The 3,080-nt window shown below is 42.6% G+C and carries 2 protein-coding genes; one reads left to right on the top strand and one right to left on the bottom strand.

The features are described 5' to 3' along the window. Positions 1 to 48 precede the first annotated feature (48 nt). Complete coding sequence (locus L1D50_RS22360; protein WP_239966873.1) at positions 49 to 1,659, top strand: endonuclease; 1,611 nt, start codon at positions 49 to 51, stop codon at positions 1,657 to 1,659. Positions 1,660 to 1,728: 69 nt separating this feature from the next. Here L1D50_RS22360 and L1D50_RS22365 read toward each other — a convergent pair whose 3' ends face one another. Beyond that, positions 1,729 to 2,898 (bottom strand): DUF3103 family protein, encoded by a 1,170-nt coding sequence (locus L1D50_RS22365; protein ID WP_128725842.1) that lies wholly within the window; start codon positions 2,896 to 2,898, stop codon positions 1,729 to 1,731. Positions 2,899 to 3,080: the final 182 nt, after the last annotated feature.

Genomic DNA, 3,080 nt, shown 5'->3' on the forward strand with positions numbered 1-3,080 from the left:
ATACAGACAAACTAATAATATAAATAAACAAAATAATTGAGAGTAACAATGAAACACGGGAAATATAAAAATCTGATTTTCGGTTCATGCTGCGCTTTACTGAGCGTCAACGTTACCGCACAGGTAACAAATGGCAGCTTCGAGAGTTGGAGTGGTCAAGTACCTACTGGGTGGACAACTATAGACTCGGGCATCGCACTTACTTCGGTTAATACACCAGTAAAAAGCGGTAACCTTGCCGCAGCGGTGCAGGTAACCACAGCAACGCAAAGTAGCACTGACTTACAACAGCAAGTAAACGTTGAAGCGGGTAAAAGCTATCAATTTAGCACTTGGATCTATCATACGGAAGGCGGCGTAAAAGCTCGACTGGTGGTGGATGGCTATCATGGCTATTCAGATCAGTTCAATGTCGGACAGTGGCAACAACTTAGCTATACTTATACCGCAACGGCAACCACGGCGATTAATGTTGGCTTACGCTTTTACGATGGCAGTGGTTTTGACGGCAATGAAACTGTCTACGTTGACGGCTTTGCTCCAACTTCCACCACACCAGAGCCGCCTCAAAGCTGTCAAAATAATAGTGTCACTCTCGCTTTGATGACCGATAATTATGGTAGCGAAACAAGCTGGAAAATCACTAATGCAACAAACACAACAGTTGCTAGTGGTAGTGGCTATAGCAATAACCAATCGGTCAATGAAAACCTATGCCTTAACGACGGCAGTTTTACCTTTACGATTCTAGACAGCTATGGTGACGGAATTTGTTGTACCAATGGTAATGGCCAATACACCTTAACACATGCGGGTACAACGCTCGCTTCTGGCGGCCAGTTCGGTAATCGTCAAGATCATGCCTTTACGCTTGGCACAACCACACCTCCCCCTTCTAGCGATGGTTACTATGCCTCCACTGCTGGACTTAGCGGTTATGCACTGAAAACAGAGTTACACCAGATTATTCGTAACCACCAATCACAGGGTTACTCTGCCATTTGGAGCTTTATCGATCAGAACGAGCGCGATCGCCATTTTGAAAAAGATAACAGCATCTTAGATCGCTACTCTGAAAAGCCAACGGCAAATGATAGTATCAACTATGTTTCTACAGGATCCCAGTGCGGCAGTTACAGAAGCGAAGGCGATTGCTATAACCGAGAACACTCATTCCCCAAATCTTGGTTTGGCGGTCAAATAGAACCGATGAATTCGGATATCCATCATATTTTTGCTTCCGATGGCTATGTAAATTCAAAGCGCAGTAACTATCCATTTGGCGAAGTAGGAAGCGCTTCTTATACCTCTAGTAATGGTAGTCGCTTAGGTTCAGCATCTGGCATTAACTACAGCGGTACCGTATTTGAGCCAATTGACAAATTCAAAGGCGATTTTGCTCGTGTCTACTTTTATATGGCAACGCGTTATCAAGATGTGATTGCAAATTGGCAAAACAATACCAGTTACAGCAATGCGGTACTCAATGGCACCCAGCACCAGGTCTTCGAAACTTGGGTCATCAACATGCTAAAAAGATGGCATAACGAAGATCCTGTCGATGCTCTAGAGCAAGCACGCAATCAAGCGGCTTATGAATTTCAGGGTAACAGAAATCCATTTGTAGACCATCCGGAATTTGTCGAAGCAATTTGGTAACGATAAATAAAAAGAAATAAAAAAGGCCAGTTACTGGCCTTTTTTCAATAACATCACTTTGGCTAATATTTAGCGAGGGTTAATTGTAAGTGGCTCAATCGTCACTTTCGCATTACCACTTGCGCCCATATGCCCATTGTAAGTTTGTCCTTCAAACAAGGTGTAAAATACGTCAACGTAGTCATCATCGTTAGTAAACCAGTGGCTTGGCATCGCCTTGATCAATTGATTCGTCAGTTGTGGGATAATCGCATAACCCTGAACATTGGGGTCAGGAATGGCACGCATTACTTGCGTCACAATATCTAAAAACGTCGTAGCTAAGTCTTGGTAATTGGTATTGTCATCTTGCTCCATTAACAATAGATCTGCTGCCTGCCAACGATATCGTTCCCAGTGAATGATAACTTGATTAGGCGTATAGTCCGTACCATCATGATCCAAATAAGGCATATCCACGATATCTAGAATGGGCTCATCTCGAGATGGATTTACCCCAGTCACAATGCCGTAAACTTCCGCAGCCCCAGATACCCAAGGCTCTTCATCGTCATTTAGTCTGATTTTTTTCAATACACTGGTTGAAATCGGCTCCACATCGTCGTTACTCTGCACTTCTATTGATGGCATGACTAAGCCTTGCTTGGCAAACACTTGCCTCATTACCTGCATGCCTTCTTGCTTCACCTTACTACTATCAAGTTCAACAATTAACACCGGCCGCTCAGGCATTGTATGTGCGTCAAGTAAATGTAATTGACCATGCTCATCAAAGGCCTCTACATACTGCCAATGCTTATCATCACCTTTAGGTGCAAAAGCAATTAAAGGCGCTTCACCTTGTTGCCACTTTGTTAGCATTTCGCTAGAAGCAATACGCAACTGGTATAAATTAGAATTATGGTTAGTTAAGCCCTTTAACGAACGAGTGTATTGGCTCGCTTCTGTCATGAGTTGCTGAGCCGCCCCCGAAACTTGTAACTGCTCTAATGAAATAGCATCTTGATATTGGCTAAGTTTAGTTTGAACCTGAGGACCCACACGATTGAGGGATAGCGCTAGCTTTTTCGCAATTTGTTTCTTTATATCAGCCACTTGGACTGGCGCAGCGTTAAATTTATCAAGCTGCTTAAGTGAACTGTAGGTATTAAGGTTAGCCTTGTCTGCAGCTGAGCTTGCGAAAGAGATTCCGCCGAGCATAGCCATCATTAGTGTAGAGATCGTTACATGTTGTTTCATCTTGCGTTCCTAGAAATAATCCGTGTTGTGGAACAAACAAGATAAAACAACAAAATTAAATTATCAACCAGTTAACACCATTAACATATAAAACAATTTAATCTAGCTTTTAGAGTTTTTATACTTCCATTACTAAACACCTGCATTCAGCAAGTATCTGAAAAAGACAAATACAACAAAAG

The sequence above is a fragment of the Pseudoalteromonas sp. Isolate6 genome, from assembly GCF_022398435.1.
GTDB lineage: Bacteria > Pseudomonadota > Gammaproteobacteria > Enterobacterales > Alteromonadaceae > Pseudoalteromonas > Pseudoalteromonas galatheae.

What these genes read in the sequence shown, in the direction of transcription:
- L1D50_RS22360 (WP_239966873.1), top strand. Translation starts at nt 49, where the DNA reads ATGAAACACGGGAAATATAAAAATCTGATTTTCGGTTCATGCTGCGCT.
- L1D50_RS22365 (WP_128725842.1), bottom strand. Translation starts at nt 2,898, where the DNA reads ATGAAACAACATGTAACGATCTCTACACTAATGATGGCTATGCTCGGC.